Below are 26,557 nucleotides of genomic sequence, written 5' to 3' on the forward strand. Positions count from 1 at the left end.
GGCGTTGATTCTGCAACGCGGCGAAAACGAGTAACGCGAGCCGATGGAGAGACCGATGGCACTCGACTACGAGGCACCGAAAAAAGACCTGTATGAAGTTGGTGAAATCCCGCCGCTCGGCCATGTGCCCGAGCAGATGTACGCATGGGCGATCCGCCGCGAGCGTCATGGCGAGCCGGATAAATCGTTCCAGGTCGAAGTTGTCGAAACCCCGAAACTGGACAATCACGAAGTGCTCGTCCTCGTTATGGCGGCTGGCGTGAACTACAACGGCGTCTGGGCTGGTCTGGGCGTTCCGATCTCGCCTTTTGACGGCCACGGTGCCGACTACCACATCGCGGGTTCGGACGCGTCGGGCATCGTTTGGGCCGTCGGCGACAAGGTTAAGAACTGGAAAGTGGGCGATGAAGTCGTCATCCACTGCAACCAAGACGACGGCGACGACGAAGAATGCAACGGCGGCGACCCGATGTTTTCACCGTCGCAGCGCATCTGGGGCTATGAGACCCCCGATGGCTCTTTCGCGCAGTTCACCCGCGTTCAGGCCCAGCAGCTTCTGCCGCGTCCCAAGCACCTGACTTGGGAACAGTCGGCTTGCTACACGCTGACCCTTGCGACTGCCTACCGTATGCTGTTCGGCCACGCTCCGCATGACATCAAGCCGGGCCAGCACGTCTTGGTTTGGGGCGCGTCGGGCGGTCTTGGATCGTTCGCGGTTCAACTGGCCAAAGCCGCAGGTGCACACGCGATCGGCGTCATCTCGGACGAATCCAAGCGTGACTTCGTCATGTCGATGGGTGCGAAGGGCGTCATCAACCGCCGCGACTTTGATTGCTGGGGCCAGCTGCCGACGGTGAACACGCCTGAATATAACGCGTGGTTCAAGGAAGCCCGCCGCTTCGGCAAGGCGATCTGGGAATTCACCGGCAAGGGTAACAACGTCGACATCGTTTTCGAACACCCCGGCGAGTCCACGTTCCCCGTGTCGAACCTCGTCTGTAAAAAGGGCGGCATGGTCGTCATCTGCGCCGGCACCTCGGGCTTCAACTGCACGTTCGACGTTCGCTACACTTGGATGCACCAGAAGCGCCTTCAGGGTTCGCACTTCGCGCACCTCAAGCAGGCTGCCGCTGCCAACCGTCTGGTTTGCGAAGAAAAGATCGACCCGTGCATGTCCGAAGTGTTCTCGTGGGACAAAATCCCCGATGCGCACACCAAGATGCTGAAGAACCAGCACCTGCCGGGCAACATGGCCGTTCTGGTCCAAGCGCAGAAGCCGGGCCTGAAGACTTTCGACGAGGTTCTGGCGAATTCCGCTGCCAACCGTTGATTCGAGCGAACATCTCTAGCGAAGCGTCGTTCCATAAGGAGCGGCGCTTTGTTTTTGCGCCAAACACTTAGCTGGCGGCCTCATCGCTATTTCTGGGGAGGGTATAAAGGCGAATTAGTCGTGGATAACTCGCCTGATACTATGGTTGTTAATACTTCGTTAACCATTCGTGGATGAGTCTGACCATGGGAAATACATGGATTATTGGCGTTCTCGGCGACCTTCGGGCCTTTGCGGCCCTTAACGGGATGGAGCGGCTGTCGAGCGAACTGGAAAAGGTCGCGGATATCGCCCAAGCCGAAATCGCCGCAGCGGATGGGGCGGCACAGGCAGTGCCGGTATTGAATGGCAAAAGCGCTGGAACAGTTTCTTGGACGGCTGGAGCAAGCCAGCAACCTTGATGATTTGCAGGACCTGATCCTTGATCTGAGGGGCATGGTCGACGTCGATCACACTGTTTATCATTGGGTCAGTTCGGACGGCGAACAGTACGGCTGCGGCACGTATCCGCCCGAGTGGGTCCAGCACTACGTCGAAAACGACTATATCCGCATCGATCCGGTGGTGCAGGGATGTTACCAGCGCTTCCACCCCGTGGATTGGAAGCGGCTCGATTGGTCGAGCAAGAGCGCACGGGCTTTCCTTCAGAACGCATTAAAGCACGGTGTCGGCAATCAGGGGCTTTCGGTCCCGATCCGCGGCCCGAACGGTCAATTCGCGATGTTCACTGTTTCCCATCACTGTTCTGACGAAGAGTGGACGGCGTTTATCGAAGAATGGCAGCGCGACCTCATAGTAATTGCGCACTATTTTAATCAAAAGGCGCTGGAAATTGCCGGTGACCGCGCGCCCGAACGGACGAAGGCTCTGTCACCTCGCGAAACCGATGCGCTCACGTTCCTTGCGATGGGATACGGGCGGGGGCAAGTCTCTGAAATGCTGGCGATTTCCGAACACACACTGCGGGTCTACATCGAGAGCGCACGTTTCAAACTGGGCGCCGCGAACACCACTCACGCGGTCGCCAAAGCGCTCGCCGAGGGGCTCATTTTGATCGGCGGCGCGGCGCGTGGATCGGCCGGAGACTGGCCCGGACGCAAGCAAGCGGCCGAGTAACGCACGGTACATAAGAAGAACATTAAGACTTTTGAGGCACCATCGGGGCAGGGATCAGCCACCGAGGAACGAATATGCTACGTTATGTTTATGCCGACCAACTCGATCAATTTCCGCGCCTTCGCGACACCATGTTCCGTGACCGTGCCGACCAGTTTCGCACCCGCCTTGGATGGGAAGTGGAGGTCGACGAAAATGGTTTCGAGCGCGATCAATACGACGACCTGAACCCGCTCTATGTGATCTGGGAGCGTGCCGACGGCACCCACGGTGGCTCGATGCGGTTTCTGCCGACGACGGGCCGCACGATGGTCAACGAGCACTTTCTTGAATTGATGGACGGCGTGCACATCAACAGCCCGCTGATCTGGGAGTGCACGCGGTTCTGTCTGAATCGGAACAGCGAAAGCCGCGTAGCCGCCGCGCTGATGCTGGGCGGCGGCGAGTTGATGCGGGCTTTCGGGGTGAAGCACTTTGTCGGCGTGTTTGATGCGCGCATGGTCCGGATCTACCGCATGATCGGCTCTTCGCCGACTGTTCTAGGGGCGAGCGGTGAGGGCCGCACCCAGATTAGTGTCGGTCTTTGGGATTACACAGCGGATGACCGCGCCAAGGTGATCGAACGGGCAGGGGTGCTGTCGGCGCTCTCCGAAGCGTGGTTCGAAAGCAGCTTTGGCTACCTGCCAGAAATGCGCATGACCGCTTGACGGCTCTGGTCCCCGAAGTCGGCTGGGGGTAGTGTCGCGCTATGACATTGCCCACCCTTAAATTTTCCGAAGATCAGGCCGCCGCTTGGGATGCTATTTCCGATAATCTGGCCGAGGCCGGCGTCGATCTCGTCGACTCGCTGATGCAAAAGCCCCAAGGGCCGAGCAGCAGCGTCATGGCCGTCATCGGGAAGGCGGGCTCGGGTAAAACCCTGCTGCTGGCCGAGCTGACCAAGGCGCTGCGCGACGCGGGCGTGTCGATCATTTCGGGCGATTGGGAAGGGAAGAAGTCTCGCGACCGCAGGACGTTAGCCGTCCTCGCGCCGACGAACAAAGCCGCCGCTGTTCTGCGAAACCGCGGCGTGCCTGCAACGACGATCCACCGCATCCTTTATACGCCGGTTTACGATCCGCACTACGAACAGATCGCGGAATGGCTGGCGGGGGAGGCCGAGCGCCCGACCGTTGAGGGGCTGACCGACACCGCGCTGGACCGTGCCTACGCGTCCTACCAGATCAACGCCTCTATTCCTGCGGCCTTGGCTGCTGCGGGTCTGCGCGGCTCCGACTTCATCACCGGCTGGAAACGCCGCGAAGAGCCGCTGGATATCGGGTTCATCGACGAAAGTTCGATGCTGGACCAGAAGGCGCTCGATGACCTGAAGGAGATTTTCCCGACGTTGGTGCTGTTCGGCGATCCCGCGCAGCTGCCGCCAGTTCAGGGCACGGGCGGCATGGTGTTCGAGGCGCTGCCGGAAAAGCAGAAGCTGATCCTCAATCGCATTCACCGTCAGGAGGTGGGCAACCCGATCCTCGATCTCGCCCACGCGCTAGCCGATCCGTGGGTCGATTTCTATAAGTTCGAGCAGCTCGTCGAAGAGGCGTCGAAGAAAGACCCGCGTGTGGTCTGGGCCCAACGTGTCGAGTCCGACCTAATGGCGCGCTCGCCCGTGCTGGTCTGGCGCAACGCAACGCGCATTCGCTTGATCCACGCGTTCCGCAATGCATTCGACGCGCCTCAGGACATGCTGCTCCCGGGTGAGCCGCTGATCTGCGACGGCATCGAATTGCCTGCGAAACACCGTAAGAAACGCCTCGATCTGGAAGCGCGCGGCCTCATCAAGGGCGCGCAGGTGATCTACCGCGGTCCGGGCAGCAAGCCGGGCTTTTCGCGGCTCTGGGTGATGGGCGCCGAGGAGCCTCAGCTCTCAGCCGCCAGCATCGTAAAGATCGAGATGGAGGGCGAGGAAGAGCCGTTCATTCCGTATGCTGCCCGTATGGGGGCGACCTTCCTGCATGGCGCGGCGGTGACGATCCACAAAGCGCAGGGCTCGCAGTGGGATACCGTTCAGGTCTTCGGACCCGATATTTACGCAGCCGCCCAAATGGGGCGGTCGGAGGCGGGGCAGCCGCTGTGGAAGCGCCTCGCTTACGTCGCGATCACGCGGGCGGAGCGGGAGCTTCGCTGGGTGACGCGCCGCAGCCTCGCGCGCCCGACGTCACCGCTATCGATTGACGACCTGTCGGCTCCGGCGGCAGAGTTGCGCCTGACAACGCAGGAGGCTCCGGAATGAAAACTGCGATTATCACAGGCGCGAGCAGCGGCATCGGACGCGCGGTGGCGGAAAAGCTGGCCCATGCAGGCTGGTCGGTCGGGCTGATCGCGCGGCGCGCGGACGTTCTAGAGGAAATGGCCGCCAGCCTGCCTGACGCATTGGCGCTGCCCTGTGATGTCAGCGATGCGGCTGCGGTCGAGGAGGCCTTTGCGAGTTTCGTCGCAGAGTATGGCCACCTTGATCTGCTGTTCAACAATGCGGGCGTTTTCACGCCGCAGGCCGACATTGATGACACGCCGCTGGAGGACTGGGATCGCGCGCTGTCGGTGAACCTTACTGGCATGTTTCTTTGCGCCCGTCAGGCGTTCGGCCAGATGAAACGGCAGAAGCCTCGCGGCGGTAGGATCGTTAACAACGGTTCGGTTTCGGCGCATGTGCCGCGCCCGCAGGCGGTGACTTATACGGTGACCAAGCACGCGATCACGGGGCTGACCAAGCAGTTGGCGCTCGACGGTCGGGAGTTGGATATCTGCTGCGGTCAGATCGACATCGGTAACACCTACACCGAAATGTTGGCCGATATCAGTGACGCCGCGATCGCCAAGGGCGAGACGCCGCCGCCGTCGTTTGACGTTAGCCATGTGGCCGATAGCGTGCTGGCGATGGCCGAGCTGCCGCTCAACGCCAACGTGCTCTTCCAGACGATCATGGCGCGGGGCATGCCCTACGTGGGCCGCGGTTAACGGCGGAGCCTGCCGAAGATCGCCGAAGCGGCCCAGCCGGAAACGGCTGCGATGAACAGCGACAGCAGGCCGTAGATCGCGCCTTGCTCGGTCGCGAGGTTGTAGAGCCAGCGCTCGATGCCGACTTTGAACACCGGAATGATCACGCGGATCTGGTCGACGACCTGACCATTGCGCGTGATGAAGATGCGCGTGCGATAATTGCCCTCGACCAGTTTGGAGGGCAGGGCGATCGACGTGTGGAACAGCGTGTCCTCGTCGAGTGAAACCTCGCCTTCGAGGACTTGGAAAAGATCTTCGCGTTCTTTGAGGCGGGCATAGGCGTCGGTGTAATCGTTGGTGCTGAAGGCGTCCTGACCGACGGCGCGGATCACGCGATCGCCGGTGATCGCCTGTTGTAAATCTTCGAGCGGGTTCAGCACGTCGTCAATCGGACCGGAGGTGGCGACAGCGTAGAACGACGGCGCGATCTCGATCTCGACAGAGCGGGTGTTCACCCAGATACCGGCGATGCGTTCTTTCTTGCGAACGGTCGTCGGGACGTTCGGGCCAGCGACGGCGATGATGACGCCGAGGTCGGAAAACTCGGGCGGCGGCGACTCGCGGCGGATTGCGCCGAAGATCAGAATCTCGGAGCCGGTGAAGGTTGCGGAAATCGCGACCTCGTCCTGCGACAGGCCGAGCACGATTTCTTCCTGCGCGCGCGCTGACAGGGCCGTCAGGCAGAGGGTGAGTATCGCGAGGAGCCGGATCATTCGCCTGTCCCCAGCGAGTAGACATCAAGCGGCGTGATCACGAGGTCGAGGCCGAGCTTGATGCACACCAGCAGAACCAGCGCGGCGAGCAGGATGCGGAGCTGTTCGGCTTTCAGTTTGGCGCCGATGCGGGTGCCGAACTGTGCGCCGATCACGCCGCCGATCAGCAGCAGAAGCGCCAGCACGATATCGACGGTGTGGTTGGTGATCGCGTGCATCATCGTCGTGTAGGCGGACACGAAGATGATCTGGAACAGCGAGGTGCCGATCACAACCTTGGTCGGCATGCCCAGCAGGTAGATCATCGCGGGCACCATGATAAAGCCGCCACCAACGCCCATGATTGCGGAGAGGATACCGACGAAAACGCCGACCATCAGCGGCGGGATCACCGAAATATAGAGACCGGAGATGCGGAACTTCACCTTGAAGGGCAGGTTGTGGACCCAGTTGTGACGGCGGCGCTTTTTGGCTCCCTTGCGCCCACTTTTGCGCAAGGCGTTGAGGCTCTCGACGAACATCAGGCCGCCGACGATGCCGAGGAACACAACGTAGCAAAGGTTCACGAGCAGATCGACTTGGCCCGCTGCCTTGAGCAGGTTGAAGATCTGCACCCCGATCGTGGAGCCGATCAGGCCCCCGATCAGCAGGACCGTCCCCATCCAGTAATCGACGCCCTTGCGTTTGATATGCCCGAAGAGGGCGGAAACGGAGGACGCGACGATCTGGTTGGCAGAGGTGGCAACCGCAACAGCGGGCGGAATGCCGACAAAGAACAGCAGCGGAGTAATAAGGAAGCCGCCGCCCACGCCGAACATGCCGGAGAGCACACCAACAAGGCCACCAATCCCGAGCAGGAGGTAGATGTTGACTGAGATTTCGGCAATCGGGAGGTAGATTTGCATGTCCCGTCCGGTCTTTGAGCTTGTTTCGAACAAGACTCGTTATCCGGCGAGTGTCAAACCCATTGCCCCCGAAAAATGCAGAAATCTGTAATTGAAGATATAAGTGATCGTTATGTCTTGGTTGTAGCCTGACGGATCAGGCGTCCGAGCCGTCCGATGCCTTCGTCAATCTGGTCGGGCAGGGCGCAGGAGAAAGACAACCTTATTCCATTGCCGTTCGCGCTATCCGCGTAGAATGCCCGTCCCGGTACGAAAGCGAATTTTTCGGTCTTTAACGACTCGGCAAGAAGGTCCGCTCCGTCAATATCTTGGGGCAGGGTCACCCAGATGAACATTCCGCCTTCGGGGCGGGTCCACGATACATTATCGGGCATTTCCCGTTCGAGCGCCGCCAGCATGTGATCGCGGCGCGATTTGTATGTTTTCCGGATCAGTTCGACCTGTTTGCCGAACGTGGCGCGGGCCACGCGGTTGATGGCGATCTGGTTGAGCGAGGCGGAGTGCAGGTCGGCGGCCTGCTTGATAAGGACCAGACGCTGGATGACTTCCTTGGCGGCGACGACCCAGCCGACGCGCAAACCGGGGGCGAGGGTTTTGGAGAAGCTGCCGCAATATATAGTGCGGCAATCCTCGATCGTGCCGCGCTTTTCGATCTCCATCGCGAGGACGGACGGCTGCGGTTCGCCGTCATAACGGAGGCTCTGATAGGCGGCGTCCTCAATGAACGGGATGTCGAGCGCCTCGCTGAGGTCAAGCAACCCCTGACGCTCACGGCGGTTCATTGTCATGCCGGTCGGGTTCGCGAAATCGACGGAGGCGTAGGCGAATTTGACCGCGCCGCCGTTTGCCGCGGCTGTGTCGCGATAGTCATCCGCCGTGCGGTTCGACGCCGGATCGAGGCGGTCGTAGTGTGGCTCGTAGGCGTTGAAGGCACCAAGCGCGCCCATGTAGGTCGGCCACGTGACCAGCGCGGTGTCATTGGGCGACAGGAAGAGCTTGCCCAGATAGTCCAGAGCCTGCTGCGAGCCAGAGGTGATGAGGATGTTGTCGATATCGCAGGGAATCCCGATCTCGCCCATCTGCCCAGCCAGCCATTCGCGGAGCGGCTTAAAACCTTCGGACACACTATACTGTAGCGCCTGTTGTCCCTCGGCGGTGGAGAACACATCAGCGAAGGCATCCGAGAACGCTTCGGTGGGGAAAAGGGCAGGGTCGGGAATGCCGCCGGCAAAGGAAATGATGTTGGGCTGGTCGAGCAGTTTGAGCAGCTCCCTGATTTCCGACGCCTTCATTCGCGATTGCCTGCTGGCAAAGACCTGTGCCCAGTCCATTGATTCCTCCTGCGGATTGAGCGCAGAGGACACCTTGGAGAATTTTAAGTCAATAGTTATGACCTACCTGCCACGCCGAAATGTCGCACTCGCCTTGCACATCGACGCCCCGATGATTTGATCTAACTCAAAGTAGACGCGCAAAACATGTGGCTTATGGGTTTTACGGCGCCCCTGGATACAACCTCCCCTGTGTTCGGGGTGCGCCATTTTACCTCGGCTTAATAGCCCTTTCGAATATTGCCGTATTTGTCGGAAACGACTAGAACCGCTCCCAAAGTCGGTGGGCGGAGTGTGACTCGGCCTGCCTGTTGGAATTTACCAATTCGGGAGAGCCACATGGCAGATGCAGCCATTCATGGCCATGAACACCACGACGAGAGAGGCTTCTTCACTCGTTGGTTCATGTCCACCAACCACAAGGACATCGGGATCCTTTACCTGTTCGTAGCAGGTATCGTAGGTTTCATCTCGGTTCTGTTCACCGTTTATATGCGTCTCGAACTGATGCATCCGGGCGTTCAGTACATGTGCCTTGAGGGCGCACGTTTCATCGCCAGCGAGGCGACCTGTACGCCGAACGGCCACCTCTGGAACGTGATGATCACCTATCACGGCGTCCTGATGATGTTCTTCGTCGTCATTCCGGCTCTGTTCGGCGGCTTCGGCAACTACCTGATGCCGCTGCAGATCGGCGCTCCGGACATGGCTTTCCCGCGCATGAACAACCTGTCGTTCTGGATGTACGTTGCAGGTGTCGGACTCGGCGTTGCCTCGATGTTCGCACCGGGCGGCGACGGCCAGTCCGGTTCGGGTATCGGCTGGGTTCTCTACCCGCCGCTCTCGACCCAGGAAGCAGGCTACTCGACCGACCTCGCGATCTTCGCAGTCCACGTTTCGGGTGCTTCGTCGATCCTCGGCGCCATCAACATCATCACCACCTTCCTGAACATGCGCGCACCGGGCATGACCCTGCACAAGGTTCCGCTGTTCGCTTGGTCGGTCTTCGTGACCGCATGGCTGATCCTTCTGTCGCTGCCGGTTCTGGCTGGCGCGATCACCATGCTGCTGATGGACCGTAACTTCGGTACTTCGTTCTTCCAGCCTGCTGGCGGCGGTGACCCGATCCTCTACCAGCATATCCTGTGGTTCTTCGGCCACCCGGAAGTCTACATCATCATCATCCCGGGCTTCGGCATCATCAGCCACGTCATTGCCACCTTCTCGCGCAAGCCGATCTTCGGCTACCTGCCGATGGTTTACGCAATGGTCGCGATCGGTGTTCTTGGCTTCGTCGTGTGGGCGCACCACATGTACACCGTCGGTATGTCGCTGACCCAGCAGTCGTACTTCATGATGGCCACCATGGTTATCGCGGTTCCGACCGGCGTGAAGATCTTCTCGTGGATCGCCACCATGTGGGGCGGTTCGGTAGAGTTCCGCTCGCCGATGCTCTGGGCCTTCGGCTTCCTGTTCCTGTTCACCGTCGGCGGTGTAACCGGTATCGTTCTGTCGCAGGCTCCGATCGACCGCGCTTACCACGACACCTACTACGTGGTTGCTCACTTCCACTACGTGATGTCGCTGGGTGCTGTCTTCGCGATCTTCGCCGGTATCTACTTCTACCTGCCGAAGTTCTCGGGCCGCGCTGCGCCGGAATGGGCTGCCAAGCTGCACTTCTGGATGATGTTCATCGGTGCAAACCTGACCTTCTTCCCGCAGCACTTCCTTGGCCGTCAGGGTATGCCGCGTCGTTACATCGAGTATCCGGAAGCCTTCGCGACCTGGAACCTCGTGTCCTCGATCGGTGCATTCATCGCCTTCGCTTCGTTCTGCTTCTTCATCGGCGTTCTGGCCTACACCCTGCTGGCTGGCCGTCGTGAGACCCGTCCGAACCCGTACAACGAGTTCGCTGACACCCTCGAATGGACGCTGCCGTCGCCGCCGCCGGAGCACACTTTCGAGATCCTTCCGAAGCAGGAAGACTGGGACAAAGGCCACTCGCACTAATCAAGCGGCCTTCTGAAATCGGAAAACCCCGGCCGCTGCGCCGGGGTTTTTTGTTAGGCCATCTGCCTTGAGGACCCTCCCCATGCCCTACGAATGGATCGCCAAACCCGAAGGCGACAACGCGCCCGTCGCTGAACTCCACCTGTGGCCCTACCGCAGCCTGCCCAAGTCCGGCTTCGTCTGGTTTGTCGGCGGTACGATCGCGTTCCTGTCCGTCCCGCTGATCGCGATGATCGGAACGCAAGTGCTCTGGGGGCTGCTGCCGTTTATCGTGCTGGTGATGTGGGCGCTCTGGTCGGCGCTCCAGCGCAGTTACAAGGACGGCGAAATTCTCGAAGAGCTGAAAATCTGGCCCGACCGGATGACGCTGGATCGGCATAATCCGCGCAGTGACCAGCAATCGTGGGAAGCCAATCCGTACTGGGTGCAAATCAGCCGCCATGAAAAGAACGGACCAGTCGAAGAATACCTCACGATGAAAGGCAGCAATCGCGAGGTTGAAATCGGCTCGTTCCTGTCTGTCGAAGAGCGCCGCGCTCTCTATCCCGAACTCCTCGGCGCCCTGTCGAAAGTGCGCTAAACGCTCAGTGAGACTGCTTCGGCAGATCCTTGCGCGGCACCGACGCCATCTCTTCGAGCTCGGCCTCGGTCATATTCTCGTACATATTCTGCGATGCGCCTTGCAGGTCGTCAGGGTCACTATCACCCCGCTTCGCCGAAAGGGCGGCCCCTGCGGCCTTCTGCTGCTGTTGCGACTGGGCTCTCATGTCTCGTCTCCTATTGATGTCGGTCAGAAAACGAAAATTTAGGCGCACCGTTCCCGCAGGCAAAACGGCTCGGCCAAACCATGCCGAACGCAAAAGAAAAGGGCGACCGAAGCCGCCCTGCCTTTGTGCCGAAAATATCCCGGGGTGAATGCCCGCAGGGCAGAGGGGCAGAGCCCCTTTATCCTTAACCCAGACGCTCTTTCACTTTCGGGCCGACAGCGCCGAAATCCATCTGGCCGGTATACTTGGCCTTCAGCGCGCCCATGACCTTGCCCATATCACGAATCGACTCTGCGCCGACTTCGGTGACGGCAGCGTCGATGGCCGCTGCGACTTCGTCGTCGTCCAGCTGACGCGGCAGGAACTCTTCGATCACCTTGATTTCCGAGCGTTCCTTTTCGGCCAGCTCAAGACGGCCCGCCTCTTCGTACTGGCGCGCGCTTTCTTGGCGCTGCTTGACCATTTTGCCAAGGATCGCGAGGATTTCCTCGTTGCCGACGGTCTGCTCCTCGCCGTCAACACGGGACGCAATCTCGCGGTCCTTGATCGCGGCATTGATCAGACGCAGGGTCGACAGACGCTCTGCATCTTTGGCCTTCATGGCTTCTTTCAGAGCCGTGTTCAGTCTTTCGCGCATTTCCATCCCAATCTTTGGTAAGTGCGATAACGTCCGCCCCGTTTATTCCTTCCTCGCGAATGGTACAACCGTTCGTGCAACAAGGCCGATACGTCCTTGACCCTAGGTGCGACGCTGCTTAGTTACGCAGCAATTTGGCCTTAGGGGAGTCGCTGTCATGTCGCTTGGAACCACAGATAAACCGACCGCCTGCCTTGCGCTCGCGGATGGAACGCTTTTCTACGGTATCGGTTTCGGCGCGACTGGCGTCACCACCGCAGAGCTTTGCTTCAACACCGCGATGACGGGTTATCAGGAAATCATGACCGACCCGTCCTACGCAGGTCAGGTCGTCACCTTCACCTTCCCGCATATCGGTAACACCGGCGTCACCCCCGAAGACGACGAAACCGCCGATCCGGTCGCTGCCGGTATGGTCGTCAAGTGGGATCCGACCGAGCCGTCGAACTGGCGCTCGACCGAAGAGCTTGGCGTCTGGCTTGAAAAGAAGGGCCGCATCGGCATGGGCGGCGTCGACACCCGCCGTTTGACCCGCGCCATTCGCCAGCAGGGTGCGCCGCACGTCGCCATCGCGCACGATCCCGAAGGCAATTTCGATGTTGAGGCTCTGGTCGCTGCAGCTCGCGGCTTCAAAGGTCTTGTCGGTCTCGATCTAGCGAAGGACGTTACCTGTGCCCAATCGTACACTTGGAACGAAATGCGTTGGGCTTGGCCGGAAGGCTACCAGCCACAGAATGCGCCGGCGCACAAAGTTGTCGCCATCGACTACGGTGCGAAGCGCAACATCCTCCGCTGCCTCGCCTCGGCTGGTTGCGAAGTGATCGTTCTGCCCGCCACCGCGACTGCCGAAGAAGTGCTCGCCCACAACCCCGACGGCGTGTTCCTCTCGAACGGTCCGGGCGATCCGGCTGCAACCGGCGAATACGCTGTACCGATGATCAAGGACGTTCTGGCCAAGGACCTGCCGGTCTTCGGTATCTGCCTCGGTCACCAGATGCTGGCCCTCGCGCTCGGCGCCAAGACGGTCAAGATGAACCACGGCCACCACGGTGCGAACCACCCCGTGAAGGACAACACCACCGGCAAGGTCGAAATCACCTCGATGAATCACGGCTTCACCGTTGATAGCCAGACCCTTCCGGAAGGCGTCGTCGAAAGCCACGTTTCGCTCTTTGACGGCTCGAACTGCGGTATCGAGGTTTCGGGCAAGCCGATCTTCTCGGTCCAGCACCACCCCGAAGCCAGCCCCGGTCCGCAGGACAGCTTCTACCTGTTCGAGCGCTTTGCCGACGCAATGGCTGCGCGCAAGGCCTGAGCGTTTACTGCGAATTAACAGACCTATGATGAACTCCCGGCCAGAGGTCGGGAGTTTTCATTTATGCAGATGCCACGTCAGAATGACTGGCCGGTTGAGGAGTTGTGCGCAGGGCGGGATGAGGCGCTCGTAAGAGCGTTTGGCGAACGTGACTGCGTGCGCGATCAGGTTTTGCCTGTCAGGCGAGTCTGTGGCGAAACTCTTGTTCTGGCTGCAAACGATGTGGTTTTGCCGAAATTGGAGGCGCAGCTTGGGCGGGTGCGGTTGGCTATCGTCGATCCTGACGCACTGCGACGGGAAATCGAGCAGGCGACCTCGAGAGCGTTGGTAAAAGGCGCGGAAATGGCAGTGGCCGACGAGGAAAGCTGCCGTTCGTGGAATGCGCCGCTCTTCGCTGTTTTCTGCGCAGTAATGTGCGCCGCGTTGGTTTTTGTTGCGGTCCTGTCGCCTCGCACTTTGGGACTGACACTAGCCGGCTTTGCAGTGTTGGTATCCGTCCTGAACTCCAGCCTCAAAGCCATCGCGACAATCGCCGGCACTCGCTCTACGGTCGACATCCGCCCGCCAGTGCCGCTGCGTTTGCCTGTCGTGACCGTTTTCGTGCCGTTGTTCAAAGAGAGCAAGATCGCCAGCCACCTGATCCGCCGCCTGTCGGCCATCGACTATCCTGACGACAAGCTGGACGTTTGCCTGCTGCTGGAGGCCGATGACAAAGTGACCCGCGATGCGGTCGCGCAGACCGAGCTGCCGAGTTGGATGCGGGCGATCGTGGTGCCCGAAGGCAGTATCAAAACCAAACCGCGCGCGCTAAATTACGGGCTGAACCACGCGAAGGGCAGCATCATAGGGGTCTACGATGCTGAGGACTCGCCGTCCCCCGACCAGATCCACAAGGTCGTCGCGCGTTTTGCCATGTCAGGGCCGGAGGTCGTCTGCCTGCAAGGCGTGCTCGATTTTTACAACGCGCGGACCAATTGGCTGTCGCGGTGTTTCGCGCTGGAATATGCGACGTGGTTTCAGGTGATCTTGCCCGGTCTGGCACGGCTGGGGCTGGTGATTCCGCTCGGCGGTACGACGCTGTTCTTCAGGCGCCGTATACTTGAGGAGATCGGTGCTTGGGACGCCCATAACGTGACCGAGGATGCCGACCTTGGCATCCGCCTCGCACGGCGCGGCTATCGGACCGAGTTGTTCCACAGCATCACCGGCGAGGAGGCGAATTGCCGTTGGTGGCCGTGGATCAAACAGCGGTCGCGGTGGCTCAAAGGGTACGCCGTGACCTACGTCGTCCACATGCGCAGCCCCAGAAGGCTCTGGCGTGACCTCGGCGCGAAGCGGTTCTGCGCGCTGCAGATCCAGTTCCTCGGGACGCTACTGCAATTCGTGCTGGCGCCGGTGCTTTGGAGCCTCTGGCTCGCACCGCTTGGCCTCTGGCACTGGCCCGTAACTGATCTACCGATCTGGGCCATCGCCGCCGTCATCTCGGCGTTCTCGTTCGGAGAATTCGTCACGCTGACAGCAGGCTTCATCGCAGCGCACACATCAAAGCGTATGTGGCTCGCGAAATGGGTGCCGACGCTGCACTTCTATTTCCCGCTCGCGACATTTGCCGTCTACAAAGGGCTGTGGGAACTGCTCCACAATCCGTTCTACTGGGACAAGACCGAGCACGGCATTTACGACGGCGGTTAGCCGTTCTTTTCCACCTCGGCGGCGTCGAGCTTCAGGCGGGTCACGAACGCCTTGGAGATATGTTCGCGCAGTGCCTTGTCGGCAGCGTCACCATCGCTGTTCTCAATGGCGCGCACGATGGCTTCGTGTTCGGCCAGGGCGTCTTCTCCCCGCCCTTCGGCCGCGAGAGACGTTGTGGCCAGCAGCGCCATAGAGCGGTGAACGAGGTCCAGCTGCTGCACGAGGAAGCGGTTGTGCGACGCCAAGTGGATCTGCTTGTGGAACCGTTTGTTCGCACGGCTCATCGCACCAGGATCGCCGAGCAGATTGCGGTCGGCAGTCACCATATCGCGCAAAACGCGGATTTCTTCGGGCGTGGCGTGACGCGCCGCCAGGCGCGCGGCCAGACCTTCCAGTTCGCCGCGCACGACGTAAAGCTCGGCCATTTGCGTGTGGTCGAGCGACGCCACAATCAGCGAGCGGCCATCGCGGGTCAGCAGGCTCTGGGTTTCCAGACGCTGCAACGCTTCGCGGATGGGGGTGCGCGATACCCCGAAGCGTTCGGCAAGGTCGCTTTCCACAAGGCGGTCACCCGGCTTGTAGATATGGCTGTCGATGGCATCGAGGATCAGCTGGTAGGCGTCCTTGTTCTGCGAAGGCGAGGTATCTGACATGGTGCTTTCAGGGTTGTGACGCATCACGTTACCCGTCATCGCATCGGGCGATCAAGCCAAAGACGTTGCGACTCTTTCGGCGGGGGGCTAGCAAGCCACTATGGTAGCTGCATCTTTCGCTCACGTCGGTGTCTGGGTCTTCGATCTCGACAACACGCTGTACCCGCCCGAAGCCCGTCTTTTCGACCAGATCGAGGACAAGATGGAGGCCTATGTCCAGCGCGAACTGGGCGTGTCGCGGGAAGAGGCGGACCGTCTGCGGTCGGTCTATTGGAAGACCTACGGCACTACGATGTCGGGGCTGATGAACGAACACGGCATCGACCCCGATCCGTTTCTTGACGAAGTGCACGACATCGACTTTAGCGTGCTGGACGCCGATCCGGTGTTGGCGGAGCGCATCGGAAAGCTGCCGGGTCGCAAGATCGTCTACACCAACGGCGCACGGCCTTATGCATACAACGTCCTGAAGGCGCGGGGCCTCGATGGGGTGTTCGACGCGGTCTACGGGGTCGAACACGCGGGCTATATGCCCAAACCGGAGCAGGCGGCTTTCGAAGCGGTATTTGCCCTTGATGGTGTCGACCCGACCAAGGGTGCGATGTTCGAAGACGACGTCCGCAACCTTGCTGTCCCGCATATGCTGGGGATGCGGACGGTGCATGTGGGGCCGGAGCCTTTGCCTGCCGATCACATCCACCATCACACTGCGGACCTTTCGGCATTTCTGTCGCAGCTGGTATGACGCCTCTTTCCGAAGGCACGTGAGCGGCCTATGTCATAGAGCATGGAACGGATTTCGTGCGATATTCTCGTAGCGGGCGGCGGCGTTGCCGGACTGTCTTGTGCCGCAGCTTTTGCGACCGCCGGTTTTTCGGTGGTCTGTGTCGATCCCGCGCCGCCGGTGACCGATAACCAGAGCGTTGGCAGCGATCACCGCACGACCGCGTTTTTCCAAGGATCGCGCAATTTCCTCGCCGATGCGGGGATCTGGGAGCGCCTTGATCCGCAAGCTGCGCCACTTCAGGTGATGCGGATCGTGGACGCGGGTGGCGAGTTGCCCGAGCCGCGCGTCATCAAGGATTTCAACGCCGCTGACATTTCCGAGCTGCCGTTCGGCTGGAATCTCCCCAACTGGTTGCTGCGCCGCGAGATGGTTGCGCGGCTCGAGGCCCTGCCAAATTGCGATTTCCGTGCGGGGACTGGCTTCAAGTCGATGGTCACGCGCGAAACCGAGGCGTTGGTGAGCCTGACCGACGGCACTCAGGTGCGCTGCAAACTGGTGATCGGCGCGGACGGTCGTAATAGCGCGGTGCGTCAGGCCGCAGGCATCGGTGCGAAGACCACGCGTTATGGCCAAAAGGCCGTCGTGTTCGCTGTCACGCACCCCGAGCCGCATAATAACGTGTCGACCGAAGTTCACCGCAGCGGCGGCCCGTTCACTCTGGTGCCGCTGCCCGATTTGGACGGCAAACCGCGTTCGGCCGTTGTCTGGATGGAAAGCGGGTCAGAGGCGCTGCGTCTGCGCGATCTGCCGGAAGACGAATTCAACGCCGCTGCGACCGAGCGGTCGGCGGGTATCTACGGCCCGCTCACGTTGGTCGGTCAACGTCAGGCTTGGCCGATCATCGCGCAAGTCGCGAACCGGATGTCGGCGCAGCGCGTCGCTCTGGTCGCCGAGGCCGCGCACGTCGTGCCGCCGATCGGTGCGCAGGGGCTGAACATGAGCCTCGGCGATATGATCACGCTGCTCGCTCTGGCCAAGGCGCGTCCCGAAGGGCTGGGCGATGCCAAGATGCTCGATGCCTACGAACGCCGCCGTCACCCCGAGGTGCAGCTACGCGTGCGCGGTGTCGATGCGCTGAACCGTGCGTCGATTGCGGGCGGGCAGGGGCTGCGCGACATGCGGGCAAAGGGTATCGAGGCGCTCTACGCCGTGACGCCCGTTCGCAAGGCACTCATGGAACTCGGCCTCGGGGCGCGTTAATCGCAGCGGGGCGTGACCACGCGGTCGAAGGTCTTTTTCAGCGCGACGTCCACATCATCCATTGTCACAGGCAATCCTAGGTCCACGAGCGACGTGACGCCGTGGCCGGTGATGCCGCAGGGAACGATGCCGCCAAAATGGCTGAGGTCCGGTTCGACGTTGATCGACAGGCCGTGGAAGCTCACCCACTTGCGCAGACGGATGCCGAGCGCTGCGATCTTGTCCTCGCGCTGCGAGCCATCGGGCAACAGCGGTTTGTCGGGGCGCGGCACCCAGACACCCACGCGGCCATCGCGAATTTCGCCTTCGACGTTGAATTCCTTCAGCGCGGCGATGATCCATTGCTCCATATCGCGCACAAAGCAACGCACATCGCGGCCACGCTCACCGACATTCAGCATGACGTATGCCACGCGCTGACCCGGACCGTGGTAGGTGTACTGGCCGCCGCGCTTGGACGGGTAGACGGGGAAACGGTCAGGTTCGAGCAGGTCTTCGGATTTCGCGGAGGTGCCGGCGGTGTAGAGCGGCGGGTGCTCGACCAGCCAGATCAGCTCTTCGGCCTCACCCTTGGCAATCGCCTCGGCGCGGGCCTCCATGAAAGCGACGGCCTCGTCGTAATCGGTCAGGTCAGTCGAGGTGATCCATTCCACCATGCTCTACCCGGGTAGAAACCCGGCCTCTTTGATCGCGGGGACGTAGCGGCGGCTGACGGGGATATCTTCCCCATGGCTGACCGTCAGGATCGCCCTGTCGCCTTCGCGCCGAGCGGCGGTGACGGCATCGCGGGCAACCCAGTGTGATCTATGCACCTGAAGGCCATCCGTTTGGCCCACTTCGCGCATCGCGTCGGTCAGACGCATCAGAATCACCGCTTCCCCATTGTGTGTCCGAACACGGACATAGTGGTCCTCGACCGAAATCGCTACTAGCGGTGCGCGTTTGTCATACGGAAGGCGATCGAGGATAGGCGGAAGAGCTTCCTTGGTTTCGGGCTGAGGCGGGTGAGCCATGTGGTCGGACGCGACCTGAACCATCAGCGAAATGATGACCGCGATGCCGAAAACCGTGGGGATCAAAACCATCGCATCGGCCATGTCGGGCCAATAGCCGAGGAGCGCGAGGTTCACCAAAAGGACCGTGGCCGTGATGGCGAGCGCGCTGCTGACTGCGATCAGCGCATATCGGGCATAGAGGGTGACGCGTGCCAATCTCTCCACCGACACCGAAACGATCAGACCGACCGAGTAGGTCGCGAACACCATCACCAGCCAGTAGCCCAGACGGGGCAGGGGGCGCATCAAGCGGTCGGATTCGAATGGCGCGACCAAGGTGAGGACCACAGCGGTGCCGCAAAGCATGACCAGCGTAATCGGCTTGGAAATATAGCGTCGCCATTCGCGTATCGCGGAATGCGATGGGGTGTCAGTCACGTATCACTCCGGTCTTTCGTTCATCCTGAGTTGAGCCGTTTGTTCGGCCCATGCTTTTCCATCGGAAGTTTAGTCAAATCTGCTTTGAGGAGAAGAAAATGTCGCTTGAGCCGTTTCTCGACGCCCCGACCCATATCCAGATCCACGCTGCCTGCGCCACGCTGGCCATCGCGCTGGGCCCCCTCGCGATTTACCGCCGCCGCCGTGATATGATTCACAAAGTTTCGGGCTATGTATGGGTCGTCGCCATGCTGACGACCGCGATCACCTCCTTCTGGATCCACAGCTTTGCGGTGATTGGCCCGTTCAGCCCGATTCACTTGCTGGCGATCCTCGCGATCTGGTCGATCTTTCAGGGTATGCGCGCGATTTTCCGCGGCAATATCACTCTGCACCGCGCTGTTTTCCGGAAACTCTACTGGAACGGTCTCATGATCGCCGGACTTCTCAATTTCCTGCCCGGACGCACGACAGCCCGTAGTTTTCTTGGAGCGGATAGTGCGTTGAATTGGGCCGTTATTGCGGTCGGTGGAGCGTTTCTGGCCTACCGGATGCTGCGCGGGAAAATGAATTTGCAGGTCGCGGCATAATTTTTCATTTTTGCTCTTGTGGCCGTCTGAGGGAAAGTTTAGAGACCCCACACCAAGCCTAGACAGTGCGGTCGTGGCGGAATTGGTAGACGCGCAGCGTTGAGGTCGCTGTGGGGTAACTCCCGTGGAAGTTCGAGTCTTCTCGACCGCACCATCACTCTCCCTGACAGAGTTGATCGACAGAAAACCGACAGGTGGACTGCGTCTAAAATTCCCCCGTTTCAAGCCGTTAAACCGTTCGACTGATTTTGTGTGAACAGGTTTATCGATGGCGACCTACAATCTGACGGGTATCAATCCGGGGCACTTTGTTGGCTGGGACGGCAGCAGCCTTCTTGCGGCGGGATCCACGATCACGCTGAAGCCCGATTGGGACGTCACGGCCGAAGTTCTGCACTACCAAGTCACTGACGGCGATACGAATTTCAACGGTGACTTGTCACAAAATGAAATCGGCGACGACGGCGATCAGAACGTCACGATCTACGACGCAAACTGGAGTAACCTCGGCAGTGGTCGGGTCTACGTCGAGGACCACTTCGAACTGCGCGCACCCGATGGGTCGACCATCCACCTCTACACGATGGAAATTTCGGGTTACCCCATCGGTGTCGTCGCGACGGCTCCGTTGCAACCGGGTGTGCAGTACGAAGTCATCTCTTCCTACAACTCTGGCGCGGTGTCCTATTCCTCGATCGCCGACCAGAACTACGACATCAGCGCGGACAATACCCTCACGGGTATGAATACGCAGAGCGAAACACTGCGCGGGGAGGACGGCAACGATACGATCAGCGGGCAGGGTGGGGATGACCGCCTTTCCGGCGATAAGGGCATGGACACGGTCTATGGCGGCGCGGGCAACGATACCGTTGTCGGCGGCCTGAGCAATGACGTGCTCTACGGCGGCACCGGCGATGATATGGTGCTAGGCGACGGCGAGCTCTATTCGCTCGAAACCACGCCTTCGGGGCCTGATACGACGGCAACCACGCTGACGATCGTCAATAACTCTACCGGTCCGATCATCGTCAGCCATATCGACCAGTCCGGCACATCGACCGACTATGCGACGATTGGCGAAGGCCAGTCGCTAACGATCAACACGTTCGAGGAAACCAACTGGGTCATCCGCGACGAGAACCGCTACTTCATCGACTTTATCGAAGGTGCGGCGAACCAGACCTATACGCTCGACAACACGCAGCATGACACCGTCTACGGCGGCGACGGCAACGACATGGTCATGGGCCAGATCGGCCACGATACCGTCTATGGCGATGCGGGCGCGGATACCGTCTGGGGTGGCTCGGGCAACGACAGCGTTTATGGCGGTACTGGCAACGATACGCTCTACGGCGGCGATGACCGCGATACGATCTATATTGATGGCGACGACGTTGTTTACGGCGGCGAGGGCGGTGACGACTACGACTACGCCGTTCTTTCCAACATTGGCACAACCGTCACATTCACCGACAACGAGTCCGGTACGTTTACGACAAATGGCGGCGCGACGAGCGGTTCGTTCTCGGAAATCGAACTTGTTGCGGGCGGCACTGGCGACGACGTGATCGACGCGTCCGCCACCAGTTTCCAGACGATCTGGGGCGGTGAGGGTAACAACATTCTCTATGGCGGTTCCAGCACCGATACGCTGGCAGCGGGCAGCGGCTCTGACACGATGTACGGTAATGCAGGTGACGACACGATCCTGTTCGGTGCAGGTGGCGGTGTCGTTTATGGCGGCGCGGGCAACGACTACATCGACGACAATTATGGTACGCAGGACACCGGCACCGATACGATCTACGGCGGTGATGGCGACGACACGATCTTCGCTGGTCTGGACAATGACGTCATATATGGCGGCACTGGCAGCGATTGGATGAGCGGCGAGGGTGGCGATGACACCCTCTACGGCGGCGATGGCGGTGACGTCATGTCTGGCGGTGACGGCAACGACCGCCTCGACGGCGGGTCCGGCAATGACGCTATCTCGGGCGGTGCGGGCAACGACACCTTTGTCGTCAGCAGCGGAACCGGCACGGATACGATCACTGACTTCGACATTGGCGACGATGACCTCGACGGCTTCACCAACGACCAGATCGATGTATCGGGACTGGTCAACGGTGACGGTAATCCTGTCACGGGGTGGGATGTCACGGTCGTTGACGACGGCGCAGGCAATGCGAAGCTGATTTTCCCGTCGGGAGAGGCGATCATCCTGCAAGGCGTTGCGCCGGCCTCCATCGACAGCGCGCCCGAGATGTATAAATCGGGCATTCCGTGCTTCACTGTGGGTACGATGATCCTGACGCCGACGGGCGAAAAGCCTGTGGAAATGCTCCGCCCCGGTGATTTGGTGGTCACGCGGGACAATGGTCCGCAGCCGATCATCTGGGCAGGCGCAAAGCTTGTGACGCGCGAGGAACTGGCTGCCAAGCCGGATCTGCTGCCCGTCAAAATCGAAGCTGGCGGCTGGGCGGGCGATCGCGGTCTGCTGGTTTCCCCGCAGCACGCCATCAGCGTCTATTCCGGAGAGGCGGGCGGCACCCATTCACTGGTCCGCGCAAGGCACCTCGCGAAGCTGCGCGGAGGCAAGGTTCGCATTGCCAAAGGCGTGCGTTCGGTGACCTACGTACACCTTATGTTTGAAAAGCATCAGGTTGTTTATTCAAACGGAATCGCGAGCGAGAGCTTCTATCCGGGACCGTGGGGAATGTCGGCGCTGAACTTCGAATCAATCCGCGAAGTGGTCTCTCTGTTCCCCGATTTGGGCCGACTCAAAGTCGAAGATGCCTACGGCCCAAGTGTGCGACCGGTGGCGCGATTCAGCGACCTTCCTGATGTCATTCGCGACCTAGAGCTAGATCGCCGTTAAAGGAAAACAGCCGAACGTTGAAGCGCTAAACGGTGTCATTGATCCTTCATATTTCGCGGGACGCAGGACAAAAAACTGCTTAGCTTAAATTTTGCGGAGAATTTGCTGGAAATAGGGGTGGGTGCGAAAGTCATCTGCCTATTTTGTTGCAATATTCTCGTGCGGTTGTTTTAGTTGGGACAGAACAGGCAGAGCAAACTGCCGACCACGTCAGGGAGAGCCGTTTTGGCGCCAACAGCAGCCGATAATGCGTTCGTAGAATTCGATCGCGTGCAAAAAAGCTATGATGGCGAGACACTCGTCGTCAAAGACCTCAACCTCAGTATGCCGCGCGGCGAGTTTCTTACGATGCTCGGGCCGTCGGGTTCGGGGAAAACCACCTGCCTCATGATGCTCGCAGGTTTCGAGACCGCGACCCACGGTGATATCCGGATCGGCGGAACCTCGATCAACCACATCCCTCCGCACAAGCGCGGGATCGGGATGGTTTTCCAGAACTACGCATTGTTCCCCCACATGACAGTGGCCGAGAACCTCGCCTTCCCGCTGGAAGTCCGCAAACTGGGCAAGTCCGAGCGCGAAGCCAAAGTGCAGCGCGCACTCGACATGGTTCAGATGGGCAAGTTCGGCGGTCGCCGTCCGGCCCAGCTTTCGGGCGGTCAGCAGCAGCGTATCGCACTGGCCCGCGCGCTGGTGTTCGAGCCTGAACTGGTTCTCATGGACGAACCGCTCGGCGCGCTCGACAAGCAGTTGCGCGAACACATGCAGTTCGAGATTACCCGCATCGCGCATAACCTCGGCATTACGACGGTTTACGTGACGCACGACCAGACTGAAGCGCTGACCATGTCCGACCGCGTCGCAGTGTTCGACGATGGCCGCATCCAGCAGCTTGCCCCGCCGGATGAGCTGTACGAGGCTCCGCAAAACAGCTTCGTTGCGCAGTTCATCGGCGAGAACAACACTCTGACCGGCGTCGTCAAATCGATCGACGGCGGGCGCTGTGCGGTCCAGCTCGACAGCGGCGAGGTCATCGACGCGATGCCCGTCAACGTCAGCAAGCCGGGCGAGCGCACCAAGGTATCCATCCGCCCCGAACGTGTAGAGATCAACAAGTCCCGACTTTCGCCCGATGCGCACACGCTCAAGGCCGAAGTGCTTGAATTCATCTACATGGGCGACATCTTCCGTACTCGTCTGCGGGTTGCAGGCCGCGAGGACTTTATCGTCAAAACGCGAAATGCACCCGACCAGGTACGACTGCAGCCCGGCACGACCATCGAGATCGGCTGGCTGCCTGAGGATTGCCGCGCGCTCGACGCCTGAGCGCACGGCTAATGAATGCGACCGCTCCACCCGGAAAGCGGTCGCAATACTAAATCAACCGGGAAACACGGGAGTATAAAGTATGAAACTCACTAAAGTTCTTATGGCGACCTCGGCTCTGACCGTTGCTGCTGGTGCTGCGGTTGCCGACGATCACATGGCCTCTGACATGACCATTGTCAGCTGGGGCGGTGCTTACCAGAACAGCCAGCTGAAGGCCTACGTCGAGCCCTACCTCGAAGCCAACCCGGACGTGAACATCGTTTGGGACGAAAGCTCGGCCGAAGCCGTTGCCAAGCTCCGCGCTATGTCGGAAACCGGCAACATCACTTGGGACCTCGTCGACGTAGAAGCCGCTGACTCGATGCGTCTGTGCGACGAAGGTCTGGCCATGGAAGTCGACTACGACGAACTGGCCGAAGGCAACGACGGCTCGTCGGCTGAAGACGACTTCGGCGACTCGATCGTTTCGGACTGCTTCATCCCGCAGATCGTGTTCTCGACCACCGTTGGCTACCGCAACGACATGGTCGGCGACACCCCGCCGGAAAGCATCTGCGCGATCTTCGACACCGAAATGTACCCGGGCAAGCGCGCGCTCAACAAGCGTCCGCTGGCGAACATGGAATGGGCACTGCTCTGTGACGGCGTAGCCAAGGACGACATCTATGACGTTCTGGCGACCGAAGAAGGTCAGGAGCAGGCATTCGCCAAGCTCGACACCATCAAGGACGACGTGATCTGGTGGACTGCTGCTGCCGAAACTCCGCAGCTGCTGGCTGACGGCGAAATCGTCATGGGTTCGACCTACAACGGTCGTCTGTTCTCGGCTATCGCCGAGCAGGACCAGCCGATCGGTATGCTCTGGGACGCTCAGATGCTCGACTTCGACGGTTGGGTCATCCCCGAAGACCTGCCGGAAGACCGCCTCGCTCGCGTGATGGACTTCCTGTACTTCGCAACCGACACCCAGCGTCTGGCTGATCAGGCTGCTTACATCTCCTACGGTCCGGCTCGTGCATCGTCCGCTCCGCTCGTAGGTAAGCACGCTGAGCTCGGCATCGAAATGGCGCCGCACATGCCGACCGATCCGGCCAACTCCAAGAACGTCTTCGTCACCCAGTACGACTTCTGGGCTGACTACCGCGACGATCTGGACGCCAAGTTCCAAGCCTGGCTCGCCAACTAATCGGACTTAGGCCCGACGTTCTGTCGGGCCTGACCTGAAAAGCTGCGGTCCCGATCCTGGGGCCGCGGCGCATCGGGACTGGACAGACGATGACCGACACGACTTCGCAATCCGGGCCGATGCTGGCCGCGGATGGTACCCCCCTCAAAAAGAGCCTGCATCGCGCGCAGCGCCGCCAAAAAGTGCGGGCGCTCATGCTTATCGCGCCGCTGCTGTTCTTTATTCTTGTTACTTTTATCGCGCCTATCTTCGACATGCTGCTGCGCTCGGTCGAGAACGATATCGTTCCCGATACGCTGCCCCGCACAGTCGTTGCCCTTCAGGAATGGGACAACGCAAGCGGCGAAGCACCCGACGAAGAGACGTTCCGCGCGTTCTACACCGACTTTGCTCTGGCCGAAGAACAGAAGGCCCACACACGTCTGGGCTCGCGCCTGAACTTTGAAATGTCGGGCATTTCTTCGGTCTTCCGTTCGACCGGCCGCGATGTCGGCAAGTTCGACACCGATTACTACACCGACCAGTTCGTCGACGCTGACGAAGTGTATGAAGATCCGGTCCAGTGGTCCGAGTGGATGGCAGACGATGGCGTCGCATCTGCACTGCCGCAGACCGCCGATGCTTACGCTGGTTGGGTGAAGGTCCTGAACGAAGAGGGCGACGACCCGCTTGATGAGGACATCCCCGATTTCGTCTACACCGCGCTTTATCATGACCTCGCTGCTGGCGCGAATCCGCCCGTGCTGCCGTCCGTGGACGTGTCGGGTTGGGATGACATCTCGCTCAAGGAGCAGTTCATCGAGTCCAACGAAGACTGGGCCAATCCGGACATCTGGGCGACGATCAAAGCCTTCGCGGGTCCATACACCGCCGGTTACTTCGCGAACTCCATCGACCTTCAGTCCACGCCCGAGGGTTTTGCCCAGCGTGACGAGGACGAGCGCATCTACATCAAGCTCTTCATCCGCACGATGGTGATGTCGCTGGCGATTACCGGCATGTGTATCCTGTTGGGTTATCCGATCGCCTACCTGCTGTCGCACCTGCCGGCACGCAAGGCTAACCTGCTGATGATCCTCGTACTTCTACCGTTCTGGACCTCGCTTCTAGTCCGTACTTCGGCATGGAAAGTGCTGCTGCAGAACCAAGGCGTGATCAACGATATTCTCGTGTGGATCGGCATTGTCAGTGACGACAACCGCCTTGCGCTAATCAACAACGCGAACGGTACGATCATCGCGATGACGCACATTCTGCTGCCGTTCATGATCCTGCCGCTGTTTTCGGTGATGAAGACGATCAACCCGTCCTACGTCCGCGCCGCCAAATCGATGGGCGCGAATGACTGGACTGCCTTCTGGCGTGTCTATTTCCCGAACTCGGTTCCGGGTATCGGCGCGGGCTCGATCCTCGTGTTCATCCTGTCGATCGGCTACTACATCACCCCCGAACTCGTCGGCGGCGTGGATGGCGTGTTCATCTCGAACCGTATCGCCTACCACATCTCGTCCTCGCTGAACTGGGGTCTGGCGGCTGCGCTGGGTTCGATCCTTCTCGTCCTCGTGCTCGGTCTCTACTACGTCTACGACCGCGTCGTCGGCATCGATAACGTCAAACTCGGAGGTTGA

At 60.2% G+C, this 26,557-nt stretch carries 25 protein-coding genes and 1 tRNA gene; 18 read left to right on the forward strand and 8 right to left on the reverse strand.

What is annotated here, in order from left to right:
- Nucleotides 1–55 precede the first annotated feature (55 nt).
- The 6 genes from ccrA (at nt 56) to IF204_RS00700 (ending at nt 5,452) form a co-directional block, all read left to right on the forward strand.
- Nucleotides 56–1,330, forward strand: coding sequence for a crotonyl-CoA carboxylase/reductase (gene ccrA / locus IF204_RS00675; RefSeq protein WP_228068993.1), 1,275 nt, complete (start codon nt 56–58; stop codon nt 1,328–1,330).
- Between the two features lie 185 nt (nt 1,331–1,515).
- Nucleotides 1,516–1,731 carry a hypothetical protein gene (locus tag IF204_RS00680; RefSeq protein ID WP_194093865.1) on the forward strand — a complete coding sequence of 72 codons (216 nt, stop codon included), beginning with the start codon at nt 1,516–1,518 and terminating at the stop codon, nt 1,729–1,731.
- Nucleotides 1,676–2,446, forward strand: a complete 771-nt coding sequence (locus IF204_RS00685) for a helix-turn-helix transcriptional regulator (RefSeq protein ID WP_194093866.1) — start codon at nt 1,676–1,678, stop codon at nt 2,444–2,446. The genes IF204_RS00680 and IF204_RS00685 overlap by 56 nt, the downstream gene beginning before the upstream one ends.
- Nucleotides 2,447–2,520: 74 nt before the next feature.
- Nucleotides 2,521–3,153, forward strand: coding sequence for an acyl-homoserine-lactone synthase (locus tag IF204_RS00690; RefSeq protein ID WP_194093867.1), 633 nt, complete (start codon nt 2,521–2,523; stop codon nt 3,151–3,153).
- A gap of 41 nt (nt 3,154–3,194) precedes the next feature.
- A complete protein-coding gene (locus IF204_RS00695) occupies nt 3,195–4,727 on the forward strand; it encodes an ATP-dependent DNA helicase (RefSeq protein ID WP_194093868.1) in 1,533 nt (510 codons plus the stop codon).
- Complete coding sequence (locus IF204_RS00700; protein WP_194093869.1) at nt 4,724–5,452, forward strand: SDR family oxidoreductase; 729 nt, start codon at nt 4,724–4,726, stop codon at nt 5,450–5,452. The genes IF204_RS00695 and IF204_RS00700 overlap by 4 nt, the downstream gene beginning before the upstream one ends.
- Here IF204_RS00700 and IF204_RS00705 read toward each other — a convergent pair.
- The 3 genes from IF204_RS00705 to IF204_RS00715 form a co-directional block, all read right to left on the reverse strand.
- Nucleotides 5,449–6,207 (reverse strand): TIGR02186 family protein, encoded by a 759-nt coding sequence (locus IF204_RS00705; protein ID WP_194093870.1) that lies wholly within the window; start codon nt 6,205–6,207, stop codon nt 5,449–5,451. The genes IF204_RS00700 and IF204_RS00705 overlap by 4 nt on opposite strands.
- Nucleotides 6,204–7,112: a sulfite exporter TauE/SafE family protein gene (locus IF204_RS00710; RefSeq protein ID WP_194093872.1), complete on the reverse strand. Its 909-nt coding sequence runs from the start codon at nt 7,110–7,112 to the stop codon at nt 6,204–6,206. Before IF204_RS00710 ends, IF204_RS00705 begins: the two co-directional genes overlap by 4 nt.
- A gap of 110 nt (nt 7,113–7,222) precedes the next feature.
- A complete protein-coding gene (locus IF204_RS00715) occupies nt 7,223–8,443 on the reverse strand; it encodes an aminotransferase-like domain-containing protein (RefSeq protein ID WP_194093874.1) in 1,221 nt (406 codons plus the stop codon).
- A gap of 339 nt (nt 8,444–8,782) precedes the next feature.
- Here IF204_RS00715 and IF204_RS00720 point away from each other — a divergent pair, with 339 nt between their 5' ends.
- On the forward strand, nt 8,783–10,453 hold the full coding sequence (locus tag IF204_RS00720; RefSeq protein ID WP_194093876.1) for a cytochrome c oxidase subunit I: 1,671 nt from the start codon (nt 8,783–8,785) through the stop codon (nt 10,451–10,453).
- 82 nt (nt 10,454–10,535) lie between these two features.
- Nucleotides 10,536–11,033 carry a DUF2244 domain-containing protein gene (locus IF204_RS00725; RefSeq protein WP_194093878.1) on the forward strand — a complete coding sequence of 166 codons (498 nt, stop codon included), beginning with the start codon at nt 10,536–10,538 and terminating at the stop codon, nt 11,031–11,033.
- Between the two features lie 4 nt (nt 11,034–11,037).
- Here the strand turns inward: IF204_RS00725 and IF204_RS00730 are convergent, their stop codons facing one another.
- Together IF204_RS00730 and IF204_RS00735 are read right to left on the reverse strand one after the other, a co-directional pair.
- Complete coding sequence (locus IF204_RS00730; RefSeq protein ID WP_194093879.1) at nt 11,038–11,220, reverse strand: DUF3008 family protein; 183 nt, start codon at nt 11,218–11,220, stop codon at nt 11,038–11,040.
- 184 nt (nt 11,221–11,404) lie between these two features.
- Complete coding sequence (locus IF204_RS00735) at nt 11,405–11,863, reverse strand: GatB/YqeY domain-containing protein (protein WP_194093880.1); 459 nt, start codon at nt 11,861–11,863, stop codon at nt 11,405–11,407.
- Between the two features lie 151 nt (nt 11,864–12,014).
- Here IF204_RS00735 and carA point away from each other — a divergent pair, with 151 nt between their 5' ends.
- The gene (gene carA, locus IF204_RS00740) at nt 12,015–13,172 is read left to right on the forward strand and encodes a glutamine-hydrolyzing carbamoyl-phosphate synthase small subunit (RefSeq protein WP_194093882.1); all 1,158 of its coding nucleotides are present in this window, start codon (nt 12,015–12,017) and stop codon (nt 13,170–13,172) included.
- Between the two features lie 69 nt (nt 13,173–13,241).
- Nucleotides 13,242–14,864, forward strand: a complete 1,623-nt coding sequence (locus tag IF204_RS00745) for a glycosyltransferase (protein ID WP_194093884.1) — start codon at nt 13,242–13,244, stop codon at nt 14,862–14,864.
- Here IF204_RS00745 and IF204_RS00750 read toward each other — a convergent pair.
- Complete coding sequence (locus tag IF204_RS00750; RefSeq protein ID WP_167637519.1) at nt 14,861–15,517, reverse strand: GntR family transcriptional regulator; 657 nt, start codon at nt 15,515–15,517, stop codon at nt 14,861–14,863. The two genes, IF204_RS00745 and IF204_RS00750, sit on opposite strands and share 4 nt — an antisense overlap.
- 100 nt (nt 15,518–15,617) lie before the next feature.
- On the opposite strand from IF204_RS00750, the gene IF204_RS00755 reads away from it, so the two are divergent.
- Nucleotides 15,618–16,262: a pyrimidine 5'-nucleotidase gene (locus IF204_RS00755; protein WP_194093886.1), complete on the forward strand. Its 645-nt coding sequence runs from the start codon at nt 15,618–15,620 to the stop codon at nt 16,260–16,262.
- Between the two features lie 42 nt (nt 16,263–16,304).
- Complete coding sequence (locus tag IF204_RS00760) at nt 16,305–17,504, forward strand: UbiH/UbiF family hydroxylase (RefSeq protein ID WP_194093888.1); 1,200 nt, start codon at nt 16,305–16,307, stop codon at nt 17,502–17,504.
- Here the strand turns inward: IF204_RS00760 and lipB are convergent.
- Together lipB and IF204_RS20245 are read right to left on the reverse strand one after the other, a co-directional pair.
- Nucleotides 17,501–18,160: a lipoyl(octanoyl) transferase LipB gene (gene lipB / locus IF204_RS00765; RefSeq protein ID WP_194093890.1), complete on the reverse strand. Its 660-nt coding sequence runs from the start codon at nt 18,158–18,160 to the stop codon at nt 17,501–17,503. The genes IF204_RS00760 and lipB overlap by 4 nt on opposite strands.
- A 3-nt stretch (nt 18,161–18,163) precedes the next feature.
- Nucleotides 18,164–18,937: a LytTR family DNA-binding domain-containing protein gene (locus IF204_RS20245; RefSeq protein ID WP_194093892.1), complete on the reverse strand. Its 774-nt coding sequence runs from the start codon at nt 18,935–18,937 to the stop codon at nt 18,164–18,166.
- Nucleotides 18,938–19,035: 98 nt separating this feature from the next.
- Here IF204_RS20245 and IF204_RS00775 point away from each other — a divergent pair, with 98 nt between their 5' ends.
- From IF204_RS00775 to IF204_RS00800, 6 genes are all read left to right on the forward strand, one after another.
- Nucleotides 19,036–19,527, forward strand: a complete 492-nt coding sequence (locus IF204_RS00775; RefSeq protein WP_194093894.1) for a DUF2306 domain-containing protein — start codon at nt 19,036–19,038, stop codon at nt 19,525–19,527.
- Nucleotides 19,528–19,594: 67 nt separating this feature from the next.
- A tRNA-Leu gene (locus tag IF204_RS00780) sits at nt 19,595–19,681 on the forward strand.
- 114 nt (nt 19,682–19,795) lie between these two features.
- Nucleotides 19,796–22,414, forward strand: coding sequence for a Hint domain-containing protein (locus IF204_RS00785; protein WP_194093896.1), 2,619 nt, complete (start codon nt 19,796–19,798; stop codon nt 22,412–22,414).
- 225 nt (nt 22,415–22,639) lie between these two features.
- Nucleotides 22,640–23,740: an ABC transporter ATP-binding protein gene (locus tag IF204_RS00790; protein WP_194093897.1), complete on the forward strand. Its 1,101-nt coding sequence runs from the start codon at nt 22,640–22,642 to the stop codon at nt 23,738–23,740.
- An 82-nt stretch (nt 23,741–23,822) separates the two neighbouring features.
- Complete coding sequence (locus IF204_RS00795; protein WP_194093899.1) at nt 23,823–24,929, forward strand: extracellular solute-binding protein; 1,107 nt, start codon at nt 23,823–23,825, stop codon at nt 24,927–24,929.
- 89 nt (nt 24,930–25,018) lie between these two features.
- A complete protein-coding gene (locus tag IF204_RS00800) occupies nt 25,019–26,557 on the forward strand; it encodes an ABC transporter permease (RefSeq protein ID WP_194093901.1) in 1,539 nt (512 codons plus the stop codon).

This window comes from Marivivens aquimaris, from assembly GCF_015220045.1.
Lineage (GTDB): Bacteria > Pseudomonadota > Alphaproteobacteria > Rhodobacterales > Rhodobacteraceae > Marivivens > Marivivens aquimaris.

Coding starts and splice junctions, on each gene's coding strand:
- IF204_RS00730 (WP_194093879.1), bottom strand. CDS start 11,220: ATGAGAGCCCAGTCGCAACAGCAGCAGAAGGCCGCAGGGGCCGCCCTT.
- IF204_RS00755 (WP_194093886.1), top strand. CDS start 15,618: ATGGTAGCTGCATCTTTCGCTCACGTCGGTGTCTGGGTCTTCGATCTC.
- carA (WP_194093882.1), top strand. CDS start 12,015: ATGTCGCTTGGAACCACAGATAAACCGACCGCCTGCCTTGCGCTCGCG.
- IF204_RS00745 (WP_194093884.1), top strand. CDS start 13,242: ATGCCACGTCAGAATGACTGGCCGGTTGAGGAGTTGTGCGCAGGGCGG.
- IF204_RS00785 (WP_194093896.1), top strand. CDS start 19,796: ATGGCGACCTACAATCTGACGGGTATCAATCCGGGGCACTTTGTTGGC.
- IF204_RS00695 (WP_194093868.1), top strand. CDS start 3,195: ATGACATTGCCCACCCTTAAATTTTCCGAAGATCAGGCCGCCGCTTGG.
- IF204_RS00680 (WP_194093865.1), top strand. CDS start 1,516: ATGGGAAATACATGGATTATTGGCGTTCTCGGCGACCTTCGGGCCTTT.
- IF204_RS00775 (WP_194093894.1), top strand. CDS start 19,036: ATGTCGCTTGAGCCGTTTCTCGACGCCCCGACCCATATCCAGATCCAC.
- IF204_RS00800 (WP_194093901.1), top strand. CDS start 25,019: ATGACCGACACGACTTCGCAATCCGGGCCGATGCTGGCCGCGGATGGT.
- IF204_RS00685 (WP_194093866.1), top strand. CDS start 1,676: ATGGCAAAAGCGCTGGAACAGTTTCTTGGACGGCTGGAGCAAGCCAGC.
- IF204_RS00705 (WP_194093870.1), bottom strand. CDS start 6,207: ATGATCCGGCTCCTCGCGATACTCACCCTCTGCCTGACGGCCCTGTCA.
- IF204_RS00760 (WP_194093888.1), top strand. CDS start 16,305: ATGGAACGGATTTCGTGCGATATTCTCGTAGCGGGCGGCGGCGTTGCC.
- IF204_RS00720 (WP_194093876.1), top strand. CDS start 8,783: ATGGCAGATGCAGCCATTCATGGCCATGAACACCACGACGAGAGAGGC.
- ccrA (WP_228068993.1), top strand. CDS start 56: ATGGCACTCGACTACGAGGCACCGAAAAAAGACCTGTATGAAGTTGGT.
- IF204_RS00715 (WP_194093874.1), bottom strand. CDS start 8,443: ATGGACTGGGCACAGGTCTTTGCCAGCAGGCAATCGCGAATGAAGGCG.
- IF204_RS00735 (WP_194093880.1), bottom strand. CDS start 11,863: ATGGAAATGCGCGAAAGACTGAACACGGCTCTGAAAGAAGCCATGAAG.
- IF204_RS00750 (WP_167637519.1), bottom strand. CDS start 15,517: ATGTCAGATACCTCGCCTTCGCAGAACAAGGACGCCTACCAGCTGATC.
- lipB (WP_194093890.1), bottom strand. CDS start 18,160: ATGGTGGAATGGATCACCTCGACTGACCTGACCGATTACGACGAGGCC.
- IF204_RS00700 (WP_194093869.1), top strand. CDS start 4,724: ATGAAAACTGCGATTATCACAGGCGCGAGCAGCGGCATCGGACGCGCG.
- IF204_RS00710 (WP_194093872.1), bottom strand. CDS start 7,112: ATGCAAATCTACCTCCCGATTGCCGAAATCTCAGTCAACATCTACCTC.
- IF204_RS00795 (WP_194093899.1), top strand. CDS start 23,823: ATGAAACTCACTAAAGTTCTTATGGCGACCTCGGCTCTGACCGTTGCT.
- IF204_RS00690 (WP_194093867.1), top strand. CDS start 2,521: ATGCTACGTTATGTTTATGCCGACCAACTCGATCAATTTCCGCGCCTT.
- IF204_RS00725 (WP_194093878.1), top strand. CDS start 10,536: ATGCCCTACGAATGGATCGCCAAACCCGAAGGCGACAACGCGCCCGTC.